Consider the following 24,218-nt stretch of genomic DNA (forward strand, 5'->3'; position numbering starts at 1 on the left):
AATGGCATTAATTGTACAAAAATACGGTGGAACCTCAGTCGCAAATCCTGAGCGTATCCGCAATGTGGCAAGGCGTGTTGCGCGCTACAAAGCCATGGGTCACCAGGTCGTGGTGGTGGTATCGGCCATGTCCGGTGAAACCAACCGCCTGATTGCGCTGGCCAAAGAAATCATGCCGGATCCTGATCCACGTGAACTGGATGTCATGTTGTCTACCGGTGAGCAAGTCACCATAGGCATGACAGCGCTGGCCTTGTCAGAGCTTGGCATTAAAGCCAAGAGTTACACCGGTTCACAGGTAAGAATCCTGACCGATGATGCGCATACCAAAGCACGTATCCTGGATATCGACCAGCACAACCTGAAGAAGGACCTGGATGACGGTTATGTTTGTGTCGTGGCTGGTTTCCAGGGTGTAGATGCCAATGGCAACATCACGACGCTGGGCCGAGGTGGTTCTGATACCACTGGTGTTGCCCTAGCTGCTGCTTTGGGTGCTGACGAATGCCAGATTTATACCGATGTCGATGGCGTATACACCACCGACCCACGTGTGGTGCCTGAAGCGCGCCGCCTGGAAAAAATCACCTTTGAAGAAATGCTGGAACTGGCTTCACAAGGTTCCAAAGTATTGCAGATCCGCTCAGTGGAATTTGCCGGTAAATATAAAGTGAAACTACGTGTGCTTTCCAGCTTTGAGGAAGAAGGCGATGGCACACTGATTACGTTTGAAGAAAATGAGGAAAACATGGAAGATCCAATCATCTCCGGTATCGCGTTTAACCGCGATGAGGCGAAAGTGACTGTGGCTGGCGTACCAGATAAACCTGGCATTGCTTACCAGATTTTAGGCCCGGTGGCGGACGCCAATATTGATGTGGACATGATCATCCAGAACGTAGGCGCCGACGGTACTACAGACTTCACCTTCACCGTACACAAAAATGAGATGAGCAAAGCGCTCAGTATTTTGCGCGACAAAGTCCAGGGCCATATCCAGGCACGTGAGATCAGCGGCGACGATAAAATTGCCAAAGTTTCTGTGGTTGGTGTGGGCATGCGTTCACACGTTGGCATTGCCAGCCAGATGTTCCGTACCCTGGCTGAAGAAGGTATCAATATCCAGATGATCTCTACCAGTGAAATTAAAATTGCTGTGGTGATTGAAGAGAAATATATGGAATTGGCAGTGCGTGTATTACACAAAGCTTTTGCTTTGGACGATGCATAAGCTGATCAAAAACATTCTTTCATTTTGCGTTGATTTACGAAGGCTTTTCGCGTACTATGGCGGCCTTCGATGCAGTAGCAATACTGTGTTGAGCAGTAATATTGCATAAGTTTAAAACGGTGAGCTGGCCGAGTGGTCGAAGGCACTTCCCTGCTAAGGAAGCATATGGGCTTAAACCTGTATCGAGGGTTCGAATCCCTCGCTCACCGCCAAAAATCTTAAACTTGTGTTATAATGCTGTCCTTGTTGCAACAGCGTTGTAACAACCTTGGCGCCCGTAGCTCAGTTGGATAGAGTATTTGGCTACGAACCAAAGGGTCGGGCGTTCGAATCGCTCCGGGCGCGCCAAAAATAAAAGCCTTGTTTCGTTAGAAACAAGGCTTTTTTCTTTCCCATTTCCCCTCAAGCCTAAACAGTAAAAAAGATGCGTCATTTTTCTCAGCAAGCACTTTTCTATCGCCGCTTACAAGAAAAGAAATATGTGTTCGAAAAGCGTTTGCCTAGCGGCTGCTTTTTTGTAAAGAAATTAAAATCCTGGCGCGCATCGTATTGAGTACTGTCGCTATCTACATCCCGGCATAGCGAGAGGGTTGTCAGGTATGGTATCCTCTAGCTTTGTTTTTTCAATGGTGTTTTAGTGTCTCTTAATGCTTGTTTGGCGCGGATTGCAGACGATATGCAGCAGGTGGATGTCGTCGTTCGCCAGTCTTTGTCATCCCAGGTGCCGCTGATTAACCAAATTTCAGAATACATCATCCATAGTGGTGGCAAACGCCTGCGTCCGGCATTGGTATTAATGTCTGGCGATTTGGCTGGTGGTGTCACGCCAGCGCATCATCAGCTCGCAGTGATTATCGAGTTTATTCACACTGCTACCTTATTGCATGATGATGTGGTGGATGCCTCAGACCTGCGTCGTGGCAAATCCACGGCCAACCATGTGTATGGAAACCCTGCCAGCGTGCTGGTAGGTGATTTTTTGTATTCACGTGCTTTCCAGATGATGGTCAAATTGCAGAATATGCGCGTGATGGAGATACTGGCGGACGCGACCAATACGATTTCTGAAGGCGAAGTACTGCAGTTGCTCAACGTGCGCAATATTGGTGTCAGTGAGCAAGACTACCTGCAAGTGATCCATTTTAAAACGGCTAAGCTGTTCGAAGCGGCCACGCGCCTGGGGGCGGTGCAACGCCGGGCAAGCCCGGCACATGAAGAGGCGCTGGCAACGTATGGCATGCATTTAGGTACGGCATTCCAGTTGATTGATGATGTGCTGGATTTGACCGGCGACAGTGACAAGATAGGTAAAACACTGGGTAACGACCTGGCAGAAGGTAAAGTGACTTTACCTATGCTGTATGCGATTCAGCAAGCACCGACGGCGCAGGCTGACCTGGTGAAACAGGCATTGCTGGAAGGGCAGGTAGCACAATTAGAGCAAGTGCTGGAGATCCTGCATGCGGTCAAAGCATTTGATTATGTACGTTCGGTGGCGCAGAAAGAGGCGCTGCTGGCCTGTCAGGCGCTAGATATTTTTGAATCAGGTGCCGCCAAGCAAGTATTGCTGGATCTGGCACAGTTTTCGGTCAGTCGCCAGCAGTAGCGCTGCAGCATGCGGTTGTAGTGCATGCTGCGCTGGTTCACTTGATGGGCTAGTTTTAAAAGTAGCCCGATTTAAGGATTTACTAGTTAAGCGCTATCGGTTCACCACTCACGTGGTAATAACTTAATCGCGCGCATTCATTGGTAGCGTTAGTCAACGCGCCGTCAAACAGCGACTCACCATTGACATCGACCACCGCATAGCCATTATGATAAAGCGTCACTTCTGCTTGCAAGGCATGGTCTGAGCGGCTGGCAATCGTTGGCATGCCATGTTTGTGTGAGGCGCGCATGGCGAAGCTGACACAATTTTCCTCTTCCTCTTCACTGTAGACTTCCCAGTGTGATTGTCCGGTCAGGTTTGCCAGCCATCCTGGCAGGTCGACTTCTACGCGGCAGATCACCGGTTCATCCCAGGCAGGGTGTTCAACCTGGCCCAGCTCAACTTCGGTAGGCGGCGTGAATTTGATTTGATCAGACATAGGCAACTTCCTTCACTAGTAAGATTCAGATGCGAAGTCACTCAACGGGAGTGGCATTCTCATCTTACACATAAATGGTGACATTAAATCTGTTTTCAAGCCGGTCATTTCTGTTTTGAAGCAGGCTTTGCCCGGCATACGCGGCTTTTAATCTTGCTTACTTGTATCAACGATGAGATGATGCAGCAACCTTAATAGTGTTATCGGTATCATGACAGAATTCCTTGAACCTGTTTTAAGTTTGTTAAAAACGCAACCCCATTTCTTTCAGGGTGTCTGCCTTGTCCTGGGCTTGCTGGTGGGTAGTTTCCTCAATGTAGTGATACACCGCCTGCCCAAAATGATGGAGCGTGAATGGCATGCCAATTGCCTGGATTTACAGGGGCAGGCGGTGCCAGAACAGCCAAAATATAACCTGGTGGTTCCGCGTTCCTCCTGTCCTCACTGCGGCCACATGATAAGCGCGCTGGAAAATATCCCGGTCATCAGTTACCTGTTTTTGCGTGGACGATGCAAAGCCTGTAAAGCGCCTATTTCAATCCGTTATCCGCTGGTAGAAGCACTGACTGGTGCATTGTCATTCGCGATGGCCGTGCAATATGGTTATAGCCATTTGACATTGTTTGCACTGATATTTGTCATCGCCTTGGTTGCTTTAACCTTTATAGATTTCGATACCCAGTTATTGCCGGATGATATTACCTTGCCATTACTGTGGCTGGGCCTGCTGCTTAACCTGAATAGCGGATTCACGGATATTACCTCTGCTGTCGTTGGCGCCATGGCTGGTTACTTGGTGTTATGGGCAGTGTATTGGCTATTTAAACTTGTCACCGGCAAAGAGGGCATGGGTTACGGCGACTTTAAATTGCTGGCGGCGATTGGTGCCTGGTTTGGCTGGCAATTACTGCCCGCGGTGATATTGCTAAGCTCGGTCGTCGGCAGTGTGATAGGCATAGGTTTGATTCTATTCAAAGGCAAAACCCGCCAGACCGCCATCCCGTTTGGCCCCTTCCTGGCACTCGGTGGCATCGCTGCCTTGTTCTACGGGCAAACGCTGTCCGCTTTCTATTTGATGCCTTAAATGAGTGCCAGATGACAGAAGTAGTGTGTTATGACTAAAGTGGTAGCCGTTACCGGCGGTATAGGCAGTGGTAAAAGCGAGGTATGTAAAACCTTTGTTGAGCTTGGTGTTCCCGTTATTGACCTGGATGAGATCGCACATGCGATGAGCGCCCCTGGCAGTACTGCCATGCAAACCGTGCGGCAAACATTTGGTGATGCCATGTTTGCAGAGAGTGGCCAGTTAGACCGGGCCAGGCTGCGCGAGCTGGTGTTTGCAGACCCGGATGCGCTGGATAAGCTTAATCTGATCATGCATCCGGCCATCCGTGCAGAGGCAGCGCGCCAGATTGCACAACACTCAGCTTCTGCTTATGTGGTGTTGGCGATCCCGTTACTGGTCGAAAGCCGTGATGACTGGTCTATGATCGATCATGTACTGGTGGTGGATTGCAGTGAAGAAACGCAACTGTCGCGCGTGATGCAACGTAGCGCATTTTCAGAGGCGATGGCGCAAGCGATTATTGCCGCGCAAAGTAGCCGCCAGGAACGCCTGGCGATTGCAGATTCCGTGATTGAAAATGATCAAAACTTGCAAGATTTGCACGAAAAAGTGCTTAAGTTTCATCAAATTTTCTCAAAAACTTGCCAGTGAGTAAAAAGGGTTTCATAATCAGGCTTTTATTGCATACTTTTCAAGTATCAGCTGACAGAAAAGGCTGCCGTGTCGAGCTACGAGTTTCCATTTAACGAGCGCATCAGAACATATCTCCGCCTGGAAGATCTGTTTGTAAAGATGTTGCACCACATAGAAGTAGGCCATGAGGTAAACCATCATGTGGCGCTGCTGACGCTGCTACAAATCCTGGACCTGATCGATCGTGGTGATTTGAAAGTCGATTTACTACAGGAGCTGGACAGGCATAAAGTCCAGCTTTCATTCTTGCAGAACAATCCAAATATCGACCAGAATGCATTAGGCGATACGCTGGCTAGCCTGGACCGTTGTGCTACGGCATTGCGGTCAGATCACCAGAAGCTTGGCCAATCGCTACGCGATAACGACTGGTTGATGAGCGTGAAGCAACGCGCAGGCATCCCTGGCGGCGTGTGTGAATTCGATTTACCTTCGTATCGCCACTGGTTGTATCTGGCGGTCGAACGACGCAGGACTGACTTTAGCCAATGGCTGACGCGGCTCATGCCCATGTACGAAGCCATTCGTATGATTCTGCAATTGCTACGTGGTAGCGGCCAGGTGTTATCACTGGTGGCGCATAAAGGCGCTTACCAACAGCAGTTATCCGGCCATAAACCTGCACAATTGTTGCGGATTGAAATCGGCCACGACGAGTGCTTCCCTGAGGTGAGTGCCAACAAGTACGCCATCAATATCCGTTTCCAGAAGCTGGATTTCGTGCAAAGGCCCAAAGCCTGCGAGCAAGATATTCCTTTCAAGATGATCATCTGTAACTTTACCGGCCCAGGACACAATTAATGCAAACAACGGTGAAACCACGCCAGGTGGCGTGCCCGGGCTGTGGCGAATTAGCTGAGTATTCAACCGCGAATGCCTACCGGCCATTTTGCAGTGAGCGTTGCAAACTGATGGATCTGGGCGATTGGGCCACGGAAAAATTCAGGATTCCTGACGCAACACCACCAGACCTCGACGAAGCTGAGTGATTAGCACGCTTGGCCGACCATGAATATGAAAGCACTCGCCAGTTTTCTGCTCAAACTGATGTCAGGCCTGATACTAGCCACTGGCATTGCGCAGGCAGATGTCGCTATCAGTGATGCCTGGGTGCGTGCTTCCAATCCTGGCCAAACTGTAGCCGCCGCTTATCTCACGTTAAACAGTCACGAGAATTTGAGTCTGGTGTATGTGGAAACCGGGCGCGCTGGCACGACTGAACTGCATAGCATGACCATGCAAAATGGCGTCATGAAAATGCGCCATGTGGAAGCGTTATCTATTCCAGCCAAAAAACCGGTAAAGCTGGCACCAGGCGGCTTGCACCTGATGCTGTTTGAATTGTCCAGCCCGTTTAAAGTGGGTGAGCAAATCAAATTCCGGCTGTGTTTTAAAGACGATACGGGCAAGATTCATGAGCAATTCGTCAGCCTGCCAGTCAGAGCAGCTAATTAAGCCGCATACACTGAACCTGATCCGTTCTGGATTCTGTAGCTTCGCACAGCAGGCTTTATTGGCTGGTGTTGCTGGTGCCATTAACATAATTTTTCTCCTGCCTTCCTTAACTTACTCCCCGTCCAGTCGTTATCAATGTGCAGACCTGTTATCTATTCGAGATGCATGTCTATTGATGATCGGTCATAATTTTAATAACAGGTTATAGTGCAATGACAACCAATGCATTGCAGCGTATGCGTACCGGAGAACTGGCGCTCGGTATGTTTGTCGCTGAATTAGACATTCCATGGCTGGATAGCCCATTTATCTTGCAGGGCTTCCTGATAGAGAATGAAACGCAACTGAATGAGTTGCGTACCTTATGCCGTGAAGTCATGGTAGATAAAAATATGTCTACAGGTGGGCATTTTGCGCCACAAAAACGTGAGAAAGCCGCTGGTGTTGCTCGCGCTACTTCTGCCACGCAGGTAAATGAGCGTTCAACCAACGTTACGCGTAGCCGTACTTCATCCTCACCAAATAGTTTTTTAAAAGTGGTGCATGCCTTGCGCGAAGGCAAAGTGCCGCCCGTGGTGGATGTGGCATATCCTCAATCAGTCTCTCCGGCATCAGCCCCTGCGTCTGCGCAGGCAAAGCCAGCGCCGGCGCCAGCCCCTCAAAAACATCATAAGCAAGCCTCAGTATCATTCTGGAACCGGCTTTACAGCTGGCTTTACGGCCTAAGCACGCCGCAGAAGAAAAATGCGGATAGTGACCTGATCAAACTGCAAAAAACAGCTTCTGCGCACCCGGAAACGGCCGCTGCAAATATTCCGGTGGAACTGGAGATTGTCGAAGTCTATCCGCAGTTTGCCAAAACAGAGGCGGATACCCGCGATGTGTTTGAAAAGATTGCCTTAGGCGCCAATGTTGACCTGGTACACGTCAGCCAGTCGCTCGATAATATGTTGCAAAGCATTGAGCGCAACCCGGATGCGTTGCTGTGGCTTTCCCGCCTCAGGCAAACCGATGATTATGCTTACAACAAGGCGTTGTATGTCAGCATCAATATGATGGCATTCGGCCATTTCTTGTCCTTGCCGCGAAAACAGGTGAAAGATTTAGGCATGGCTGGCTTGTTCCAGGATCTGGGCAAGATCCAGATCCCTACCGACATCCTGCAAAAACCAGGCCGGTTGGAAGAGAGCGAATTCCTGCTGGTCATGCAGCACGTGCAGGCCAGCCTCGATACCTTGCGCTCTAATACTGATATCAGCCAGGATGTGATGCAGATTGTGGCGGAACACCATGAGCGTTTTGATGGCAGCGGTTATCCCAATCAGCTGGCAGGTCCCGGCATTTCATTACTCGGGCAAATTGCCGGCATTATGGATACCTACTGCGCCATGACCAGCGATAAACCTTATGCCAAAGGCATGTTCAGCCACCAAGTGCTGGAACACTTATATACCAGCAAGAATGAGAAATTCAGCGAATCATTGATTGACCAGCTGATCCAGTTTTTTGGTATTTATCCGGTCAGTTCGCTGGTCGAGCTCAATAGCGGCGAAGTCGCCGTGGTGATTCAGCAGAACCAGATCCGGCGCTTGCAGCCGCGCGTCATGATATTGCTGGATACGCAAAAAATCCGCATGAAATCGCCGGTCACCCTGGATCTGATCCACGGTCCGCTGACACCCGCTGGTGAGCCTTACAGAATCGTGCGCGGGTTGCCGCCGGATTGTTACGGGCTTAACCCGGCACACTATTACGATTAAGCCATGCAATACATCCCCCAATCTGAGCACGCAGCGCGCCTTGAGACTGACAAGCCGCTACTGAAACGATCATTCAGGCGTTACCAGCCGCTATCAGCCGATGCATTGGCGGCACGCCTCATGCAATTTGGCTTGAAACCTGCAGATGTCACCCGTAGTGCGCTTCACCTGGCGCAAACACAAGTAGCGCAGATACAAACGCATTTAATGAGTGAGCCGCAGGCGAACACAGCGCTGGTACAACAATATATCGATGCGCTTGAGCGTCTGGGCCAACGCCATGATTGGTATGCATTTGCAGAGGCAATCAATGACCTGGCGGTGATCTGGATCGACCTGTACGCAGAGGGCGTTTCTATTACGTCTGTGGATACATTATTAAGTGCCATATCCGTTCCACAATGGTTCTCAGTATCTAAAACGCGAGCGCTTCAGCACTGCCTGTCGCATTTGTTGATAGAGTCAGCCGCCAGGTATGACCATACTGCGCTCGAGTTCGCCAGGCGTCATCATCAGCATAGCCATTTGCCGAACGGGCGGCTGCTGATTGAACAATTGCAGCAATTGCTGATTTTTAGCCAGGCCGAAGCAGGCTTGCTGCTGATCAGCTTTAAACTGAGTTCTACCATGCTGGATGGCCATCGCCACCGTATGCCTGAAGTTGCAGTCGAAATCATCAAGCGCCTGCAACAAAGCCTGCCCAAAGACCATACCTTGTTTCACCTGGATTCATATGAGTTTGCGGTGTTGTCGCCGCAATTAGACCATACCGTGAAACTTGACCTGCTATCGGCAAAACTGCGCCGACCTTTTGAATTCACCGTGAATGCCAATCATCAGCTTTTTTCGGTGAGCCCGGTGATCGGCGGTGTTTGCCGCGATGCCACGCACAAAAAAGCCGACGATATGCTTTCGCAAGCGCGCCTGGCGCTGGAACATGCAGATAACACTTACCAAGCTTTTGCCACGTACTCGGAGGCATTGAGCCGGCACGCGGATACCAATGCACAATTGCGGCAAGATGTGCTGGAGGCGTTCGAGAATGACCGCATGGCCTTATATTTGCAACCGATTGTGGATACCTATACCGGCCAATGCATGGGTGCTGAGGCCTTGTTACGATGCCGCAATGCACGCGGTGAATTCATTCCGCCGCCTGTGGTGATCGAAGTGCTGTACCAACAAGGCTTGGGCAACATGTTTATCCGCTGGCTGATTAATACTTCGTGCCGCTTAGCCAGCACGATTAAACAGAAAACGCAGCAACCTATTTTTCTTTCCATTAACCTAACGGCCGATGATTTGATCAACCGGGAACTACCTTATTTGCTGGGTCAGGCATTAAAATTATGGGGAGTAGAAGCCAATATTTTTACACTGGAAATCACCGAAAACGGCTTGCTGGTGGACGAAGAAACCGCCGTCGAAATCATGCGCGAATTCACCAGCATGGGTTGCCGCATGGCGCTGGATGATTTTGGCACCGGCTACTCCTCCATGTCACGACTGCGTAATTTGCCCATAGATCTGGTTAAAATCGACCAATCCTTTGTCCGTAACGTGGCGCATTCAGCACAAGACCGTGCCATCGTCCAGGGCATCATCACCATGGCACATGGCTTGGGTAAAAAAGTCGTGGCCGAAGGCGTGGAAGATGCCGATTGCCGGGCGATCATCGAGTCATTGCAATGCGAGAAAATCCAGGGCTATTACTTCTCCAGACCCTTGCCCTTTGAACAGTTTTTAGCATGGATAGAGCAGGGGCAAACACCCGCTGCGCAAGCCGTCACTATGGGGCAGCAGGCGACTGTATAAAGTGTAGGCGCCATTTGCTGCATGCCTGCAGTTATCAAGGCAATTAGAAAGATCAGTCTGAAGTGAATTTTTACTGAGTTTAAGGCTCATATCTGGGCGACTCATGTGAATACATGAATCATTCAGTCAATCAATCATCCTCACTGCCTATACTAACAACAATACATGCCTAATTTTTACACCAGCGCGCTCATCGTCATGGGTTTGTTAACCAGCGCCTGTTCGCCGGTGAATATACTCAATGCGGTGATTTCCGATAAAGCGTATCGGTTGACCAGCGGTGTTGCCTATGGTGATTTGCCCCGGCAAACGCTGGATATCTACACCCCGAAAAACCAGTTGAAAGGTAAGGCAGCAAGTAGTACTACAGGAAACGAGCGCCTGCCTGTGGTGGTGTTCTTTTATGGCGGCAGCTGGGATTCCGGCAATCGCGGCAGTTATAAATTCATAGGCGAAGCCATGACTTCGCAAGGGTTTATCGCCGTCATTCCCGATTATCGCGTTTACCCCGAGGTGCTATTCCCCGGCTTTATGGAAGACCCCGCCAAAGCCGCCAAATGGGTCAAATTACATGCGGCAGAGTTTGGCGGTGACCCTGAACGTGTTTTCCTGGCAGGCCATTCCGCCGGTGCGCATATCGCGGCTATGCTGGTGCTGGATCCAGAGTTTCTCGCCAAGCAGGGCAGCAAACCGCAAGACTTCGCTGGCATGATAGGCCTGGCTGGCCCTTATGACTTCCTGCCGCTAAAAAGTAATCGATTGAAAACGATTTTTGGTCCTGAAGACCAGCGGCCTAAATCGCAACCTATCAACTTTGTCACCGGCAACAATCCACCCATGTTATTGATGGTAGGCACCAAAGATGGCACGGTGTGGCCCAGAAACACTTACAACCTGGCGGCCAGAATCACAGCTGCAGGCGGCCCGGTTGAAGTGGCTGAATTTTCGGGATATGGCCATGTCGATATGGCCGCCAAACTGGCAAAACCTTTGCGCGACGAGCGTATGCTAAATACGATGGCGGATTTTATAAAACAGCACTAACGCTGTATTTACACATTAGCGCTGCATTTTTATATTAAAACGTAGAGAGATACAGGTTCTCCACTTGTTCTCTGGCCCAAGGCGTTTTGCGCAAAAACTTCAGGCTGGATTTCACCGATGGGTCGTTCTTGAAGCAATTGATATTCACTTTTTGCGCAAGCTTCTCCCAGCCATAGTGATCAGCGAGCCTGACCACTATGTTTTCAAGCGTAATACCATGCAATGGATTGTTGGACTGGGAGAGGTTACTTGTGGTCATTTCAACGATAGTTTAATTATTGGTTGATAGAGGCAGCAATTTGCTTGTAAGTAGATTTCGCCACCGATTCGCAAAGTGAATTCATGCCAAACCATGCATTCGCAGAATAATCACTCGCCGTAAATAGTTTCCCTTTATAGTTTACCTTCACGCCCAGCCTGTCCTTGCCAGCCATAAACCCAAACAGTGCCCGGTTTGCGGGGTTGCGTTGACGAAAGTCAATAATTGAAACCTCGGCCGTCTCTTCTTCTGATAAAGCGTAATTGTGTTGACTTGCCTCTGCTGTATAAGTTTTCTCAATCAGTGGAATCACCTTCTCGTTGATCGGGCAATCGCCACAATCCCAGCGGATACTGAGTTTGGGAATTTTTCTAGAGATCGTCGCTGGCTCAGATTCTGGTACTGGAGAAGGAGATGCCTCGACTACTTCATTTACTGTCGATATTTCTGAAGACTCTTCGGCAAAGGCAGGGAAAGCAACAAAGGACTGGGATAATACAAATACTGAGGTGGCTAAAAAATGTTGAATTTTCATCATGATTCCAAGAGAGTAATTAATAGGTAAAGCTGTTTTAATTTGAAACGTCCCGAGTGAACCAAAGAATACTTGAATATGTATAAATAATCCAAACCAGTTTTTAATGTTTTTCCTGATTAGATTGCGCTGCACGCAGTCGTAACGCATGAAAAAGCGTAGGCACATCATGAGTCCACTTCCTTAGCGTGAACGAAATGGCCAAACCTTCTATTTCTGCCACGATGCCCATATAGATAGATAAAGTCACGAATATGCCCTCATGATTGAAAGCAAGTAGAGACATAAACCCCAGGAAAAGAAAAATCCCCCAAAGCTTGGACGACCACATGTGATAGCTGGTCTCACGCCGATATTTATAGTAATCAATAGCATATCTAAGTATTTCTAACGCAAAAAGTATGAGGATCGCTAACAGGCGATCTTTAATGGCTTGCGGATGTAAAAGCCATGCTGCCCATGCAGCACATACATAAAAAATCGAATCCGCAATACTATCAAGGCGGCGCAAGCCTTCGGTGGCGATATTCAGTCTGCGGTCAATCATGCCATCAAAAATGTCAGACAGAAAAGCGATGGTCAGGCACAAGCCAAAGGCTATTGGGTGAGGCCATAAAAAAGCAAGCAACACGACTACAGGACCTAAAATGGCGCGAGTGACAGTTAAAGCTAAAGGGATTTTTATCAGTAGTGTCACGATAAATGTAATGTTAAGAAGGGTCGTTTTCCGGCCTGTTTGAATGATGAGGCAGCCTGTTTACTTTGAGCATTTAACACCAACTACAGTGTTTACTTTATCTTTTCTCCAACCCGTCTCACGCCAACGATAAATGCCTGGGGAGACCACAGAGAGTTCCCACTCGACCAAGCTTCCATCTTCTCTTGTCCTAGTTTCATTGTCGTATCGAATCACTAACGTTCGGTTTGTAGCACTTATAATTGTTGCTGAATAACGGTCAGTAGTTTCACCAGTGTCCAGCTTCCACATTCTGTCTAGGAGGATATGGAATTTTTTTTCGTTTGGTTTAATCTCCATCTTGAAATGCAGATTATCTGGAGAGCATGCTAGTTGGTTGTTGTAACTTTCCGCCCAATCCCCGGAAAGTTGCTTGGCATTAAAAGGAAAGCTCTCTGAATTGGCAGTGTATGGAATTGCCGCAACTGCAAATAATATGAATGCTAGTGAGTTTTTAATTTTTTTATTCATTCGTTCACTTTCAAATTTGCATACTAAATAAGGGTGGCCGTGACGTCGCTTGCGATACCAGATTGACAGAATTTACTTCCAGATCGCGCGTTGCATCGCGATCCCACGCGCGCCATTTGCCTGTGCTTTGGAGAGATGTTCCGAATGCATGCCACCCAGCCCGTAGACGGGAATTTCCAATCCATTCAGCATAGTCTCAAACTTTTCCCAACCAAGTTCTAGCGCTTCTGGGTGGCTTTGTGTTGGCAACACTGGCGAGAGCAGGGCGAAGTCAAGTTGCAGGGACTGCGCTTTTTGTAATTGATCTACATCATGGCATGAGGCGCCAATCAGCAGGTGGTCTGGTTTGATCGTCATTGCCATCAGGCGCTGGCTGTTCAAGTGTACGCCATGGTAACCGAGTTGTATGGCTTGCTCCGGGCTGTCATTTAACAGGCAGCGGCAGTCATAAGCGGCGCAGAGTGACAGCACCTGCGCACTTAACTTGGCTAGGTCATCTGCGCTGAGTTGCGACTCGCGGATCTGCAGTAGTTGCAGGCCTTGGTCCAGTTGCTGCTTCAGCGCTTGCAAGAATGCTAGCTCGCCCATCTCTTGCACATTGCTGATGGCGTATACAGGCGGTAATGAGAGTGCTTGCATGATGGGGGCATTGGCAGGCAGCACAGGGCTGACATTGAGCTTTTGCGGGTGTTGCCAGGCGAGTTGCTGGCCTTCTCTTGCGTGTAATTCGCCTTGCCATTCGCTCACAAAAAAGAAATGCAGTAATACGGTTTTGGCTTCTGCATCATGCGTGGCCGGGTAGTCATATCGCCGTTTGATCCAGGGTTGTATCTGGGTTGGGGTAATACCCAGTTCTTCCTGCGATTCACGGATCAATGCGTGTTCCGGGCTTTCTCCGCTTTCAATCTTGCCACCGGGAAACTCCCACCAACCTGCCCAGCCTTTGCCTTGCGGGCGGCTGGCGAGCAGGTATTCGCCGGTGGGTTTGGTCAGGATGGCAACGGCGACTTGGACGAGTTTGGTCATAAGTTTTATTTAATGGCGCATCATTGCGCGCGTATGCAGGTTAAGAATTGGTTTTTAAGAAAAGTCCGGCGTCAGCATTTTCGTTAAAGTGTTGTTTTTTCTGTCACGAGTTTTACCGCTAGGCTTTTAATTGAAGCTTGCCGGCATAATCCTTGGCAAACTGGAAAGCGACGCGGCCACTGCGGGCACCGCGGGTATGGTAAAACTGCAGGGCGGCATGCCTGGCGGTTTCATCCATGCTTACGCCAAAGGTTTGCAGCCAGTGTTCGGCAATGTTCAGGTATTCATCCTGGTCAAAACTATAGAAAGACAGCCACAGGCCAAAGCGTTCGGCGAGGGAGGTTTTCTCATCAATGGTATCGTTGGGGCGGATCTCGCCGGTTTTTTCCAGCACCGGCTGGTTATCGGCCATGTATTCCGGCATCAGGTTCTTGCGGTTGGAGGTGGCGTATACCAATACATTCGATGACGCATTTTCAATCGAACCATCCAGAATGACTTTCAGGGCTTTATAGCCGGTGTCATTCGCCTCAAAGGTGAGGTCGTCGCAGAAGATGATGAATTTCTCCGGGCGGTTCCTGATCAGTTGCGTGATCTGCGGCAGGTCGGTTAAATCCTGCTTGTCGACTTCAATCAACCTTAAACCTATCTCTGAATAAGCATTCAGCAACGCTTTGACTAGCGATGATTTACCCGTGCCACGCGCACCGGTCAGCAGCACGTGGTTGGCGGGCAGGCCTTGCAGAAACTGTTTGGTATTGCGGACCACTTCCGCTTTTTGTCTATCGATAAACCGGATATCTTGCAGCGAAACCGCGTGTGGATGTTCGACGGCTTGCAGTTGGCCTTGTGCGCCATGTTTGACCCAACGCCAGGCGGTGACTTGCCAGTTAGGTTCAGCCAGCGGTGCAGGTAACAGGGTTTCCAGGCGCGTGATGAGTTGCTCGGCGCGCTGTAGCAGGTGTTCAATCGAATTCATGCGGATTTTCTTAGATCATGGAGTAGGGTGAGGGGCTATTGTACACAATGCCGGAAGTGGCTGTCAGCGTAAGCGTTGCTTTGCTGATTGTAAAAACCTTGGCGCAAAAAATAGTAGCTTTGTGTTAACTTGTCAGGCTTATATTTAGTCACGCTTTTAATCCCAATAGGTCACTTACTATGCAACACAAAAAGATTATCCTGGCATCACGCAGCCCGCGCCGTGTCGAGCTGCTGGCGCAACTAGGCGTGCAATGCGAGATCGTCCCGGCGGATATTGATGAGTCCTGCCTTACAGGTGAAGATCCGGCTGTCTACGTTCAGCGACTGGCAAAAGCCAAAGCGCTGGCCATTGCCGCCACACATGCAGGCCGCGGACTGGCTATCCTGGCCGCAGATACCACCGTAGCATTGGGGCAAGAGATTCTGGGTAAACCAGCGGATGCAGATGAGGCGCTGGCGATGTTATCCCGCCTGAGTGGTAGCGTGCATCTGGTGCATACGGCGGTGGCTGTTTACCAGGTGGGTGAGGTGCACTGTTTACTCAGCACCACGCGCGTAGAAATGATGTCGGTGCCGATGGCTGTATTGCAGGATTATGTCGCCAGCGGTGAACCGATGGACAAAGCCGGTGCCTATGGCATACAGGGGCGTGCGGGCGCCTGGATCGCGCGTATCGATGGTAGCTACAGCGGGGTGATGGGCTTGCCACTGCATGAAACGGCGCAGTTGTTGCACGCGTGGTAAACTCTGGGAAAAACGGTAACGGTTTGGGATCGGGTAAAGCAAAATGTCATTGGCGCAGGAAGTATTAATCAACGTCACGCCGCAGGAGACGCGCGTGGCGATCCTGGAGCAGGGTGTGGTCCAGGAGTTGCATATTGAGCGGGCATCTTCGCTGGGCATTGTCGGTAACATTTATCGTGGCACCGTGGTGCGGGTGTTGCCAGGCATGCAATCCGCGTTTGTGGAAATCGGCCTGCCACGCGCGGCCTTTCTGCATGCGGCCGATATTATGGCGTGCCACTCTGAAGAAGGTGATGTCAAAACTGACAGGCCGATCCAGGAAGTGCTGCATGAAGGCCAGTCCATCATCGTACAAGTGATTAAAGAGGCGATAGGCACCAAGGGTGCTCGGCTGACTACTGAAATCAGTATTGCCGGACGTTTTCTGGTTTATTTGCCGTTTCAAAAACATATTGGCGTCTCGCAGCGCATTGATATAGAAGAAGAACGCGAGTTTTTGCGCAATCGCTTGCTGGGCTTGTTGCCGGAACAGCGTGAAGGCGGTTACATCATCCGCACCATGTCAGAAAATGCCACGGACGAAGAGTTGCTGGCTGATATCGAGTATCTGCGCAAGGTGTGGAGCAAGATACAGACGGAGAGCACCACCGTTGGCGAACGCTCGCTGATTTTTTACGACCTGAGTTTGCCGCGCCGCATATTGCGCGATGTGGTGTGCAAGGAAACCACCAATATCCGCGTTGATTCGCGCGAAATGTTCGAGCGGCTGAAAGAGTTTGCCGAGTTGTATGTATCGCACGCAGTCAAACCGCTCACGCACTACAAGGGCGAGCGCTCATTATTCGAGTTTTATGATATTGAAAATGAGATCGAAAAAGCACTGTCACGCAAGGTCGAACTGAAATCAGGCGGTTACCTGATTTTTGACCAGACAGAGGCACTCACTACAGTCGATGTGAATACCGGCAGTTTTGTCAGTGGCAAAAACCTGTCCGACACCATTTTTAAAACCAATCTTGAAGCCGCACAAACCATTGCCCGTCAGTTGCGGTTGCGCAACCTGGGCGGCATTATCATTGTCGACTTTATTGATATGGATGAAGATGCGCAGCGCGAGGCCGTGCTGGAAGAGTTACGCAAAGCGGTGATGCTGGACAGGGCGCGTATCAACGTCAATGGCTTCTCTACGCTAGGCCTGGTAGAACTGACCCGCAAACGCACACGTGAAAGCCTGGCGCATTTGCTGTGTGAGTCGTGCAAGGTTTGCCAGGGGCGCGGCGAGTTGAAAACGGCGCAAACCATCAGCTATGAAATCATGCGTGAATTGTTGCGTGAGTCGCGGCAGTTTAAAAGTGCCAACGCATTCAAAATCCTGGCCTCGCCTGAAGTCATCAATATGCTGAGTGATGAAGAATCACAAAGCCTGGCCAGCCTGTCGGATTTTATTAAAAAACCAGTGACTTTGCACCCGGATACCCAGTACGGGCGCGAAGAGTTCGATATCGTCTGGATGTAAATTAAATGCCGGGCGCCTAGGCAGACGCCCGGCATTCGCATTAAAAAATACTGTTAGCCAGGCCTGGCAACACGATATGGCTGATCATTTGCAGCAGGATCAGTGCAACCAGTGCCGAAAAATCAAAACCCTGAACCTGCGGCAACACCCGGCGTAATGGCTCAAGAATAGGGGCGGTGAGCTGGTTGAGCACACCATAAATCGGGCTGTAAGGATTCACCCAGCTTAAAATGGCCATCAGCAGAATGGCATAGAAAAATACATCTACGATCTGCCCCAGCACACCAAAAATCGCCTGCCATACCCACAATACCGGGGAAGCGCCTGCGCCTACCAGTATTGAGATCAGGGCGAACAGGAGCACCTGCATCAGGAAAGCGAGTATCAAGGTCGACATATCCCATTGCCTGACCGGGCGTATCAGTTTGCGCGTCGGTTTGACCATGAAATCAGTCAGTACCATGGTCATTTGCCCAAGCTGGTTTTGAAACGAGGTACGAGTCCATTGCATCAGGAAACGCAACACCAGTAAAAACGTCAAAATGCCGAATACCGTCCTCAGCAAAAATACAGTCATCTCACCTAACATTATTGTCCTCCCAGTTCGTCGCCCAGGGTTTTTGCCCGGTTGGCCGCTTGTTGTGCCGCATGTTGCATAATGGCATGAATATTGTGCTGATTCAGGCTCAGCAGGCCTTGTTCGGTAGTGCCGCCCTTGGAGGTGACTTGCTCGCGCAGGGTCGCAATCGGTGTTTCGCTTGCTGCGGCCAGCAGGCTGGCGCCTTTGAACGTCGCGATACTGAGTTGTAGTGCCTGTGATTGCTCCAGCCCCAAGGCAACGCCCGCTGCGGTGAGTGCTTCAATCAGTAAAAATACATAAGCCGGGCCACTGCCAGAAATTGCGGTGACGGCATCCAGTTGTGCTTCTTCCGTTAACCACACCACCTCGCCTGCTGCTTGCAACAGCTTATCTGCTAGTTGGCGCTGTTCGGCATTGACATCGGTAAGCGCAAACACGCCGGTCACGCCTGCCTGGATTTGCGCCGGGGTGTTTGGCATGGTGCGTACCAGTGTGCGATAGCCATTTAACCAGCGGCTAAGATCGGCGGTACGAATGCCAGCTGCGACAGAAATCACCAGTTGCGATTGCAGGAATGGCGCAAGGGACTCTGCCACCGCTTTCAACTGCTGTGGCTTCACGGCCAGCACGATCACATCCACTTGTAATGCCTGCCCAGATAAAGCTTGCACCGCGCGCACGCCCAGGTTTTTCTGTAATTGATCATGCTTGCTGGCATCGGGGTCAATCACGGTAATCTGCTGCATAGGGAAGGCACGCTGTTTCAGGCCTGTGATCAGGGCTTGTGCCATATTCCCGCCACCGATAAAGGCAATACGGGGTGATGCGAGTGAAGACATGGTTAAACAGCTCCTTTGGTAGCTACATCTGAATCAGGGGAAGGTTTGGGCAGGCGCGCACCAAAAATGGCAGTGCCTATACGCACCAGCGTGGCACCTTCGGCAATGGCGGCATCGTAATCACCGCTCATGCCTATGGAAAGGGTATCGAGTTGCAGGCCGTGCGTATTTAAATGCTCAAACAGCGCGCGTACCTGCCGAAATTGGTCACGTTGTGCGGCAAAATCTTGCTGTGGTGCCGGGATAGCCATCAACCCGCGCAGGTGCAGCTGCGGCAATTGTTTGATCTGTAAGGCAAGTTCCAATAGCTCCTGGCCACTGGCACCACTTTTGCTTGCTTCCTCACTAATGTTCACTTGCAGGCAAATGTTGAGCGGTGGGCGTTCTGGAGGACGTGCATCTGACAGGCGTTGTGCGATTTTTAAACGGTCAACCGAGTGTATCCAATCGAATTGACGGGCAATTTGCTGTGTTTTGTTGCTTTGAATCGGCCCGATAAAGTGCCATGCTATTGCACAGTCCTGTAACTGCGCCTGTTTGGTGAGGGCTTCTTGCAGATAGTTTTCACCAAATACGGTTTGGCCCGCTGTGTAAGCGGCACGGATAGCATCAGCAGGTTGTGATTTACTGACGGCACACAGCGTGACATGTTGCGACATATGAAAACGCGCTTTTGCTTGTGCAATCTTTTGCTGTATATCAGCAATATTGTCAGCAGGGGCGTGAATAGGGGCGGTCATGGCTGGGAAGTGCGAGCTCTGGTATGCAGGTTAAATAACAAAATAACATTATATAAATAATCACTGGAGTGAATTATGGATATTTCAGATTTATTGACGTTTTCTGTCAAAAATAAAGCGTCAGACTTACATTTATCCTCCGGTTTGCCGCCGATGATCCGTGTCCATGGCGACATCCGTAAGATCAATTTACCTGCCATGGATCATGCTGAAGTCCATCGCATGCTATATGACATCATGAATGATACCCAGCGCAAGGTGTATGAAGAAAAGCTGGAATGCGATTTTTCGTTTGAAATCCCTGATCTGGCACGTTTCCGGGTAAACGCGTTTAACCAACAACGCGGCGCCGGCGCGGTATTCCGTACCATTCCGAGCAAGGTGTTGACTCTGGAAGAGCTGAATGCGCCGAGAGTGTTTAAAGACCTGGCCGATACGCCACGCGGCATCGTGCTGGTGACCGGGCCTACCGGTTCCGGTAAATCGACTACGCTTGCTGCGATGGTTGATTACATCAATGAAACACAAATGTCGCATATTCTGACCGTGGAAGACCCGATCGAATTTGTACATGGCTCAAAAAAATCGCTGGTGAACCAGCGTGAAGTCGGCCCGCATACCCAATCGTTTGATAACGCCTTGCGTTCTGCCTTGCGTGAAGACCCGGATGTGATCCTGGTAGGTGAGATGCGTGACCTGGAAACCATACGTCTGGCACTGACAGCGGCTGAAACCGGCCACCTGGTGTTTGGTACATTGCATACAAGCTCCGCCGCCAAAACCATAGACCGTGTGGTCGATGTGTTCCCGGCGGCTGAAAAAGAAATGGTGCGCTCCATGCTGTCAGAATCTTTGCGGGCAGTGATTTCGCAAACACTCTGCAAAACCAAGGATGAACAGGGTCGCGTCGCTGCGCATGAAATCATGATAGGCACACCGGCGATCCGTAACCTGATCCGCGAAAACAAAATCGCGCAAATGTATTCTGCTATCCAGACCGGGCAAAACGTGGGTATGCAGACGCTGGACCAGAACCTGCAAGACCTGGTGAAACGCAACATCATCAGTGCTGGTGAAGCGCGTACCAAAGCGGCCAACCGCGATTCGATTATTGGGTAAGACACACCATGGATAGCATACAAACTGGCGCAGATCAGGCCCAGACAGAGAAGTTCGTCAATGACCTGCTCAAACTGATGGTGACAAAAAAAGCGTCTGACTTGTTTATCACTGCGGGCTTTCCGCCGGCGATGAAGATAGATGGCAAACTGACACCGGTTTCCTCACAAATACTGAATACACAGCAAACCGCCGAAATCGCGCGGGCAGTGATGAATGATAAACAGGCGCAGGAGTTCAAGGAAACCCGGGAATGCAATTTTGCCATTAGCATGTCCACCGTCGGCCGCTTTCGCGTGAATGCATTTATCCAGCGCAGCGCAGCCGGGCTGGTGTTCCGCGTGATCAATACGAATATTCCAAAGTTTGAGGATTTGAAACTGCCGCCAGTGCTCAAAGACGTCATGATGTCCAAACGCGGGCTGGTGATCTTTGTCGGCGGCACCGGCTCAGGAAAATCCACTTCAATGGCTGCCATGCTAGGCCATAGAAACGAAAGCAGTTACGGGCACATTATTACCATTGAAGACCCGGTAGAATTTATCCACGGCCATAAAAACTGCATCGTCACCCAGCGCGAAGTCGGCGTCGATACTGACAACTGGCATACGGCGCTGAAAAACACCCTGCGCCAGGCGCCGGACGTGATTATGATAGGCGAAATCCGTGACCGTGAGACCATGGATTATGCGATTGCCTTCTCGGAAACCGGGCACCTGTGCCTGGCGACCTTGCATGCCAATAGCACCAACCAGGCGCTGGACCGGATCATTAACTTTTTCCCGGAAGAACGACGTCAGCAATTGTTGATGGATTTATCGCTCAACCTGCGTTGTATCGCTTCACAACGGTTGATTCCCAAAGTGGATGGCAGTGGCCGGGTGGCCGCAGTTGAGGTTCTGCTGCATTCACCGCTGATCTCAGACCTGATTTATAAGGGCGAAGTGCACGCGATTAAAGAAATCATGGCCAAATCACGTGAACTGGGCATGCAAACCTTTGACCAGGCATTATTTGAGCTATATGAGGAAAGCAAAATCACCTATGACGATGCTTTGCGCAACGCCGATTCAGTCAATGATTTAAGGCTGAAGATCAAGCTGAACAGCAAGATCCCTAATTTGGAAAACCAGGATCAAAGCAGGATTTCTAACCTGGATATTTTATAAAGTCATTCTTTGGGTGCAGCATTGATACTGCGCCCATCAACAGGCCACCGCTCAATGGTATGAACGGTGGCCTTGTTGTTTTCAGACTGCGTGAATGGTTGGCTGTACGTTCAGTTGCAGTGTTTCCTGCTGGAACACCAGTTCACCGCTGGTGATGGTCGCGGAGACTTTGCCGGACAATGACTGGTTCAGGAAAGGCGTATTCTTGCCCTGGCTGACCAGTACACGGCTATCTACACGCCATTCTACTTCCGGGTCGTAAATCACGACATCGGCAATGGCGCCAACCTTCAAAGTACCCGCAGCCACACCGAGGATATTGGCTGGGGCCTGTGTGATTTTCAGCAGTGCTTGCGCAGGCGTAAGTTTGGCTTGCGCTGCCCATTTCAGGGTCAATGGCAGTAATAGTTCCAAAGCCGATGCACCGGGGTGGGATTCAGCAAACGGTAAGGCTTTGGCATCATCATCGACCGGGGTGTGGTCGGAGCAAATAGCATCCAGTGTGCCATCCAGCAAGCCGGCACGTAATGCATCGCGGTCACGCTGCGTGCGCACCGGTGGTTTCAGGTGCACCATGCTGTCAAAAAATCCGATATCCATTTCTGTCAGATGCAAATGCTGGATGCTGACATCGGCAGTCAGGCTAACGCCAGCTTGCTTGGCCTGGCGGATCAGTTCGACAGATTCTGCGGTAGAAACGCGCGCAATATGCAAGATGGCGCCGGTGTTTTGGGCAATGCGCAACATGGTTTGCAGGGCGATGCTTTCAGCTGCCACCGGAATGCCTTTCAGGCCTAGCCTGGAAGCAACTTCGCCATCATGGGCTACCCCGTTTTTCGCCAGGTAAGGATCTTCTGCACGCATAAACAGGGTGTAGCCAAAAGTGGCAGAGTATTCAAACGCGCGCCACAGCACTTGTGTGTCGACAATCGCGGTATCTGCTTGTGAGAAACCAACGCAACCTGCCGAGGTCAGCGCAAACATTTCTGTCAGTAAGTGGCCTTCCAACTGGCGGGTGACGGCACCTAGCGGATAGACATGGGCCAGCGCATGTGACTTGGCACGGTGCTTGAGCATTTCAACCAGGCCGGGTTCATCCAGCACCGGGTCAGTATCCGGCGGGCAGGCCAGGCTGGTGACACCGCCGGCCATGGCCGCACGCAGTTCACTCAGCAGGGTGGCTTTATATTCACTACCGGGTTCGCGCAAACGTGCGCATAAATCCACCAGGCCGGGCAGTACCCATTTACCATGCGCATCCAATGTCTGGTCTGCTTTGAAGCCAGCTGGTGCATCGCCGATGGCGACGATTTTGTCTGCGCTGATATAAATATCTTTGACGTCATCCAGCTGCTGGCTGGCGTCCATCACGCGACCTTGTTTGATGACTATGTTCATGCGGCGTTGCCTCCCCCCAGAATCGCCATCACCGCCATACGCACTGCGATGCCATAGGTGACTTGCGGCAGAATGACCGATTGTTTGCCATCTGCCACGCTGGAATCGATTTCTACACCACGGTTCATCGGGCCAGGGTGCATGACAATGGCATCTGGCCTGGCCAGTGTCAGTCGCTCCGGGGTCAGGCCAAAGGTCTGGAAGAATTCTTGTGTACTTGGCAGCAGGGCGCCAGACATGCGTTCGTTTTGCAGGCGCAGCATCATGATCACATCGACATCTTTCAGGCCTTGATCCATATTGTGGTAGACCTGCACACCGAGTTTTTCAACTTCGGCAGGCAATAAAGTTCGCGGGGCAATGACGCGGATTTCAGGCACACCCAGAGTGGCCAGCGCATGGATTTCGCTACGTGCCACGCGGGAATGGAGTACATCGCCAACAATCGCTACGCGCAGGTTATGCATCTCTGGTTTGTATTTGCGGATGGTAAATACATCGAGCAAACCCTGGGTAGGGTGCGCATGGCGGCCGTCACCGGCATTAATGACGCTGATATGTGGCGGTACATGCTGCGCAATAAAATGCGCGGCGCCGCTCTGCTGGTGGCGGACGACAAACATATCCGCATGCATGGCAATCAGGTTGTTGACGGTGTCGAGTATGCTCTCGCCTTTGGATTGTGATGAGGTACTGACGTTCAGGTTTAATACGTCGGCAGACAAACGTTTGGCAGCGATCTCAAAGGTAGTGCGTGTACGTGTACTGTTTTCAAAAAACAGGTTGCAGACAGTTTTACCTCGCAGCAGCGGCACTTTTTTGATTTCGCGTTCAGCCACGCCAACAAAGTTTTCGGCGGCATCCAGAATATCAGTGAGGATGCGTTTGGGCAGGCCTTCGATACTGAGCAGGTGTTGCAATTGCCCCTGCGCGTTCAGTTGCGGGTTATACATG

Annotated in this window: 26 protein-coding genes and 2 tRNA genes; 16 read left to right on the plus strand and 12 right to left on the minus strand. The window is 50.6% G+C overall.

The window, feature by feature from the left end; genetic code table 11:
* Nucleotide 1 precedes the first annotated feature (1 nt).
* From ACSSVF_RS08440 to ACSSVF_RS08455, 4 genes are all read left to right on the plus strand, one after another.
* Complete coding sequence (locus tag ACSSVF_RS08440; protein WP_492402801.1) at nt 2-1,231, plus strand: aspartate kinase; 1,230 nt, start codon at nt 2-4, stop codon at nt 1,229-1,231.
* A 118-nt stretch (nt 1,232-1,349) separates the two neighbouring features.
* Nucleotides 1,350-1,443 (plus strand) — tRNA-Ser (locus ACSSVF_RS08445).
* Nucleotides 1,444-1,502: 59 nt separating this feature from the next.
* A tRNA-Arg gene (locus ACSSVF_RS08450) sits at nt 1,503-1,579 on the plus strand.
* A gap of 328 nt (nt 1,580-1,907) precedes the next feature.
* Nucleotides 1,908-2,837: a polyprenyl synthetase family protein gene (locus ACSSVF_RS08455; protein WP_492406330.1), complete on the plus strand. Its 930-nt coding sequence runs from the start codon at nt 1,908-1,910 to the stop codon at nt 2,835-2,837.
* An 82-nt stretch (nt 2,838-2,919) separates the two neighbouring features.
* Here the strand turns inward: ACSSVF_RS08455 and ACSSVF_RS08460 are convergent, their stop codons facing one another.
* The gene (locus ACSSVF_RS08460) at nt 2,920-3,318 is read right to left on the minus strand and encodes a hypothetical protein (RefSeq protein ID WP_492402803.1); all 399 of its coding nucleotides are present in this window, start codon (nt 3,316-3,318) and stop codon (nt 2,920-2,922) included.
* 211 nt (nt 3,319-3,529) lie between these two features.
* Between ACSSVF_RS08460 and ACSSVF_RS08465 the strand changes: the two genes are divergently transcribed.
* From ACSSVF_RS08465 to ACSSVF_RS08500, 8 genes are all read left to right on the plus strand, one after another.
* On the plus strand, nt 3,530-4,402 hold the full coding sequence (locus ACSSVF_RS08465) for a prepilin peptidase (protein WP_492402805.1): 873 nt from the start codon (nt 3,530-3,532) through the stop codon (nt 4,400-4,402).
* Nucleotides 4,403-4,432: 30 nt separating this feature from the next.
* Nucleotides 4,433-5,035 (plus strand): dephospho-CoA kinase, encoded by a 603-nt coding sequence (gene coaE / locus ACSSVF_RS08470; RefSeq protein ID WP_492402807.1) that lies wholly within the window; start codon nt 4,433-4,435, stop codon nt 5,033-5,035.
* Nucleotides 5,036-5,104: 69 nt separating this feature from the next.
* Nucleotides 5,105-5,878 (plus strand): cell division protein ZapD, encoded by a 774-nt coding sequence (zapD, locus tag ACSSVF_RS08475; RefSeq protein ID WP_492402809.1) that lies wholly within the window; start codon nt 5,105-5,107, stop codon nt 5,876-5,878.
* Nucleotides 5,878-6,066: a DNA gyrase inhibitor YacG gene (locus ACSSVF_RS08480; protein WP_492402811.1), complete on the plus strand. Its 189-nt coding sequence runs from the start codon at nt 5,878-5,880 to the stop codon at nt 6,064-6,066. Before zapD ends, ACSSVF_RS08480 begins: the two co-directional genes overlap by 1 nt.
* A 19-nt stretch (nt 6,067-6,085) precedes the next feature.
* Complete coding sequence (locus ACSSVF_RS08485) at nt 6,086-6,532, plus strand: copper chaperone PCu(A)C (RefSeq protein WP_492402813.1); 447 nt, start codon at nt 6,086-6,088, stop codon at nt 6,530-6,532.
* 212 nt (nt 6,533-6,744) lie between these two features.
* Nucleotides 6,745-8,292 (plus strand): cyclic di-GMP phosphodiesterase, encoded by a 1,548-nt coding sequence (locus ACSSVF_RS08490; protein ID WP_492402814.1) that lies wholly within the window; start codon nt 6,745-6,747, stop codon nt 8,290-8,292.
* Between the two features lie 3 nt (nt 8,293-8,295).
* Entirely contained in the window at nt 8,296-10,107 is a 1,812-nt protein-coding gene (locus ACSSVF_RS08495) for a putative bifunctional diguanylate cyclase/phosphodiesterase (protein ID WP_492402816.1), read from the plus strand.
* A gap of 165 nt (nt 10,108-10,272) precedes the next feature.
* Nucleotides 10,273-11,151 (plus strand): alpha/beta hydrolase, encoded by an 879-nt coding sequence (locus ACSSVF_RS08500; RefSeq protein ID WP_492402818.1) that lies wholly within the window; start codon nt 10,273-10,275, stop codon nt 11,149-11,151.
* 34 nt (nt 11,152-11,185) lie between these two features.
* Here the strand turns inward: ACSSVF_RS08500 and ACSSVF_RS08505 are convergent, their stop codons facing one another.
* The 6 genes from ACSSVF_RS08505 to ACSSVF_RS08530 all read right to left on the minus strand — a co-directional run bounded on the left by ACSSVF_RS08505 (nt 11,186) and on the right by ACSSVF_RS08530 (nt 15,157).
* Nucleotides 11,186-11,410, minus strand: a complete 225-nt coding sequence (locus tag ACSSVF_RS08505; RefSeq protein WP_492402820.1) for a VF530 family protein — start codon at nt 11,408-11,410, stop codon at nt 11,186-11,188.
* Nucleotides 11,411-11,426: 16 nt separating this feature from the next.
* Nucleotides 11,427-12,116, minus strand: a complete 690-nt coding sequence (locus ACSSVF_RS08510) for a hypothetical protein (protein ID WP_492402822.1) — start codon at nt 12,114-12,116, stop codon at nt 11,427-11,429.
* Nucleotides 12,049-12,642 (minus strand): CDP-alcohol phosphatidyltransferase family protein, encoded by a 594-nt coding sequence (locus tag ACSSVF_RS08515; protein WP_492402824.1) that lies wholly within the window; start codon nt 12,640-12,642, stop codon nt 12,049-12,051. Before ACSSVF_RS08515 ends, ACSSVF_RS08510 begins: the two co-directional genes overlap by 68 nt.
* Before the next feature lie 60 nt (nt 12,643-12,702).
* Nucleotides 12,703-13,152, minus strand: coding sequence for a hypothetical protein (locus ACSSVF_RS08520; protein WP_492402826.1), 450 nt, complete (start codon nt 13,150-13,152; stop codon nt 12,703-12,705).
* Between the two features lie 72 nt (nt 13,153-13,224).
* Nucleotides 13,225-14,178 (minus strand): Nudix family hydrolase, encoded by a 954-nt coding sequence (locus tag ACSSVF_RS08525; RefSeq protein WP_492402828.1) that lies wholly within the window; start codon nt 14,176-14,178, stop codon nt 13,225-13,227.
* A 118-nt stretch (nt 14,179-14,296) separates the two neighbouring features.
* Nucleotides 14,297-15,157, minus strand: coding sequence for an ATP-binding protein (locus tag ACSSVF_RS08530; RefSeq protein ID WP_492402830.1), 861 nt, complete (start codon nt 15,155-15,157; stop codon nt 14,297-14,299).
* A 179-nt stretch (nt 15,158-15,336) separates the two neighbouring features.
* Between ACSSVF_RS08530 and ACSSVF_RS08535 the strand changes: the two genes are divergently transcribed.
* Nucleotides 15,337-15,903 carry a Maf family protein gene (locus ACSSVF_RS08535; RefSeq protein ID WP_492402832.1) on the plus strand — a complete coding sequence of 189 codons (567 nt, stop codon included), beginning with the start codon at nt 15,337-15,339 and terminating at the stop codon, nt 15,901-15,903.
* A gap of 49 nt (nt 15,904-15,952) precedes the next feature.
* Complete coding sequence (rng, locus tag ACSSVF_RS08540; protein WP_492406331.1) at nt 15,953-17,419, plus strand: ribonuclease G; 1,467 nt, start codon at nt 15,953-15,955, stop codon at nt 17,417-17,419.
* A gap of 40 nt (nt 17,420-17,459) precedes the next feature.
* Here rng and ACSSVF_RS08545 read toward each other — a convergent pair whose 3' ends face one another.
* From ACSSVF_RS08545 to ACSSVF_RS08555, 3 genes are read right to left on the minus strand one after another with little or no spacing between them, the layout of a single operon-like run.
* Nucleotides 17,460-18,008 (minus strand): YggT family protein, encoded by a 549-nt coding sequence (locus ACSSVF_RS08545; RefSeq protein ID WP_492402834.1) that lies wholly within the window; start codon nt 18,006-18,008, stop codon nt 17,460-17,462.
* The gene (proC, locus tag ACSSVF_RS08550) at nt 18,008-18,838 is read right to left on the minus strand and encodes a pyrroline-5-carboxylate reductase (protein WP_492402836.1); all 831 of its coding nucleotides are present in this window, start codon (nt 18,836-18,838) and stop codon (nt 18,008-18,010) included. The genes ACSSVF_RS08545 and proC overlap by 1 nt, the downstream gene beginning before the upstream one ends.
* A gap of 2 nt (nt 18,839-18,840) precedes the next feature.
* Nucleotides 18,841-19,578, minus strand: coding sequence for a YggS family pyridoxal phosphate-dependent enzyme (locus tag ACSSVF_RS08555; protein ID WP_492402838.1), 738 nt, complete (start codon nt 19,576-19,578; stop codon nt 18,841-18,843).
* A gap of 75 nt (nt 19,579-19,653) precedes the next feature.
* Here ACSSVF_RS08555 and ACSSVF_RS08560 point away from each other — a divergent pair, with 75 nt between their 5' ends.
* Nucleotides 19,654-20,697 (plus strand): type IV pilus twitching motility protein PilT, encoded by a 1,044-nt coding sequence (locus ACSSVF_RS08560; RefSeq protein WP_492402840.1) that lies wholly within the window; start codon nt 19,654-19,656, stop codon nt 20,695-20,697.
* Nucleotides 20,698-20,705: 8 nt separating this feature from the next.
* Nucleotides 20,706-21,866 carry a PilT/PilU family type 4a pilus ATPase gene (locus ACSSVF_RS08565; protein ID WP_492402841.1) on the plus strand — a complete coding sequence of 387 codons (1,161 nt, stop codon included), beginning with the start codon at nt 20,706-20,708 and terminating at the stop codon, nt 21,864-21,866.
* Nucleotides 21,867-21,947: 81 nt separating this feature from the next.
* Here ACSSVF_RS08565 and ACSSVF_RS08570 read toward each other — a convergent pair whose 3' ends face one another.
* Both ACSSVF_RS08570 and ACSSVF_RS08575 read right to left on the minus strand, forming a co-directional pair.
* Nucleotides 21,948-23,264, minus strand: coding sequence for a dihydroorotase (locus tag ACSSVF_RS08570; protein WP_492402843.1), 1,317 nt, complete (start codon nt 23,262-23,264; stop codon nt 21,948-21,950).
* Entirely contained in the window at nt 23,261-24,217 is a 957-nt protein-coding gene (locus tag ACSSVF_RS08575; protein ID WP_444701222.1) for an aspartate carbamoyltransferase catalytic subunit, read from the minus strand. Before ACSSVF_RS08575 ends, ACSSVF_RS08570 begins: the two co-directional genes overlap by 4 nt.
* Nucleotide 24,218 lies beyond the last annotated feature (1 nt).

The organism is Methylophilus sp. E2MeOHC9 (genome assembly GCF_058744375.1).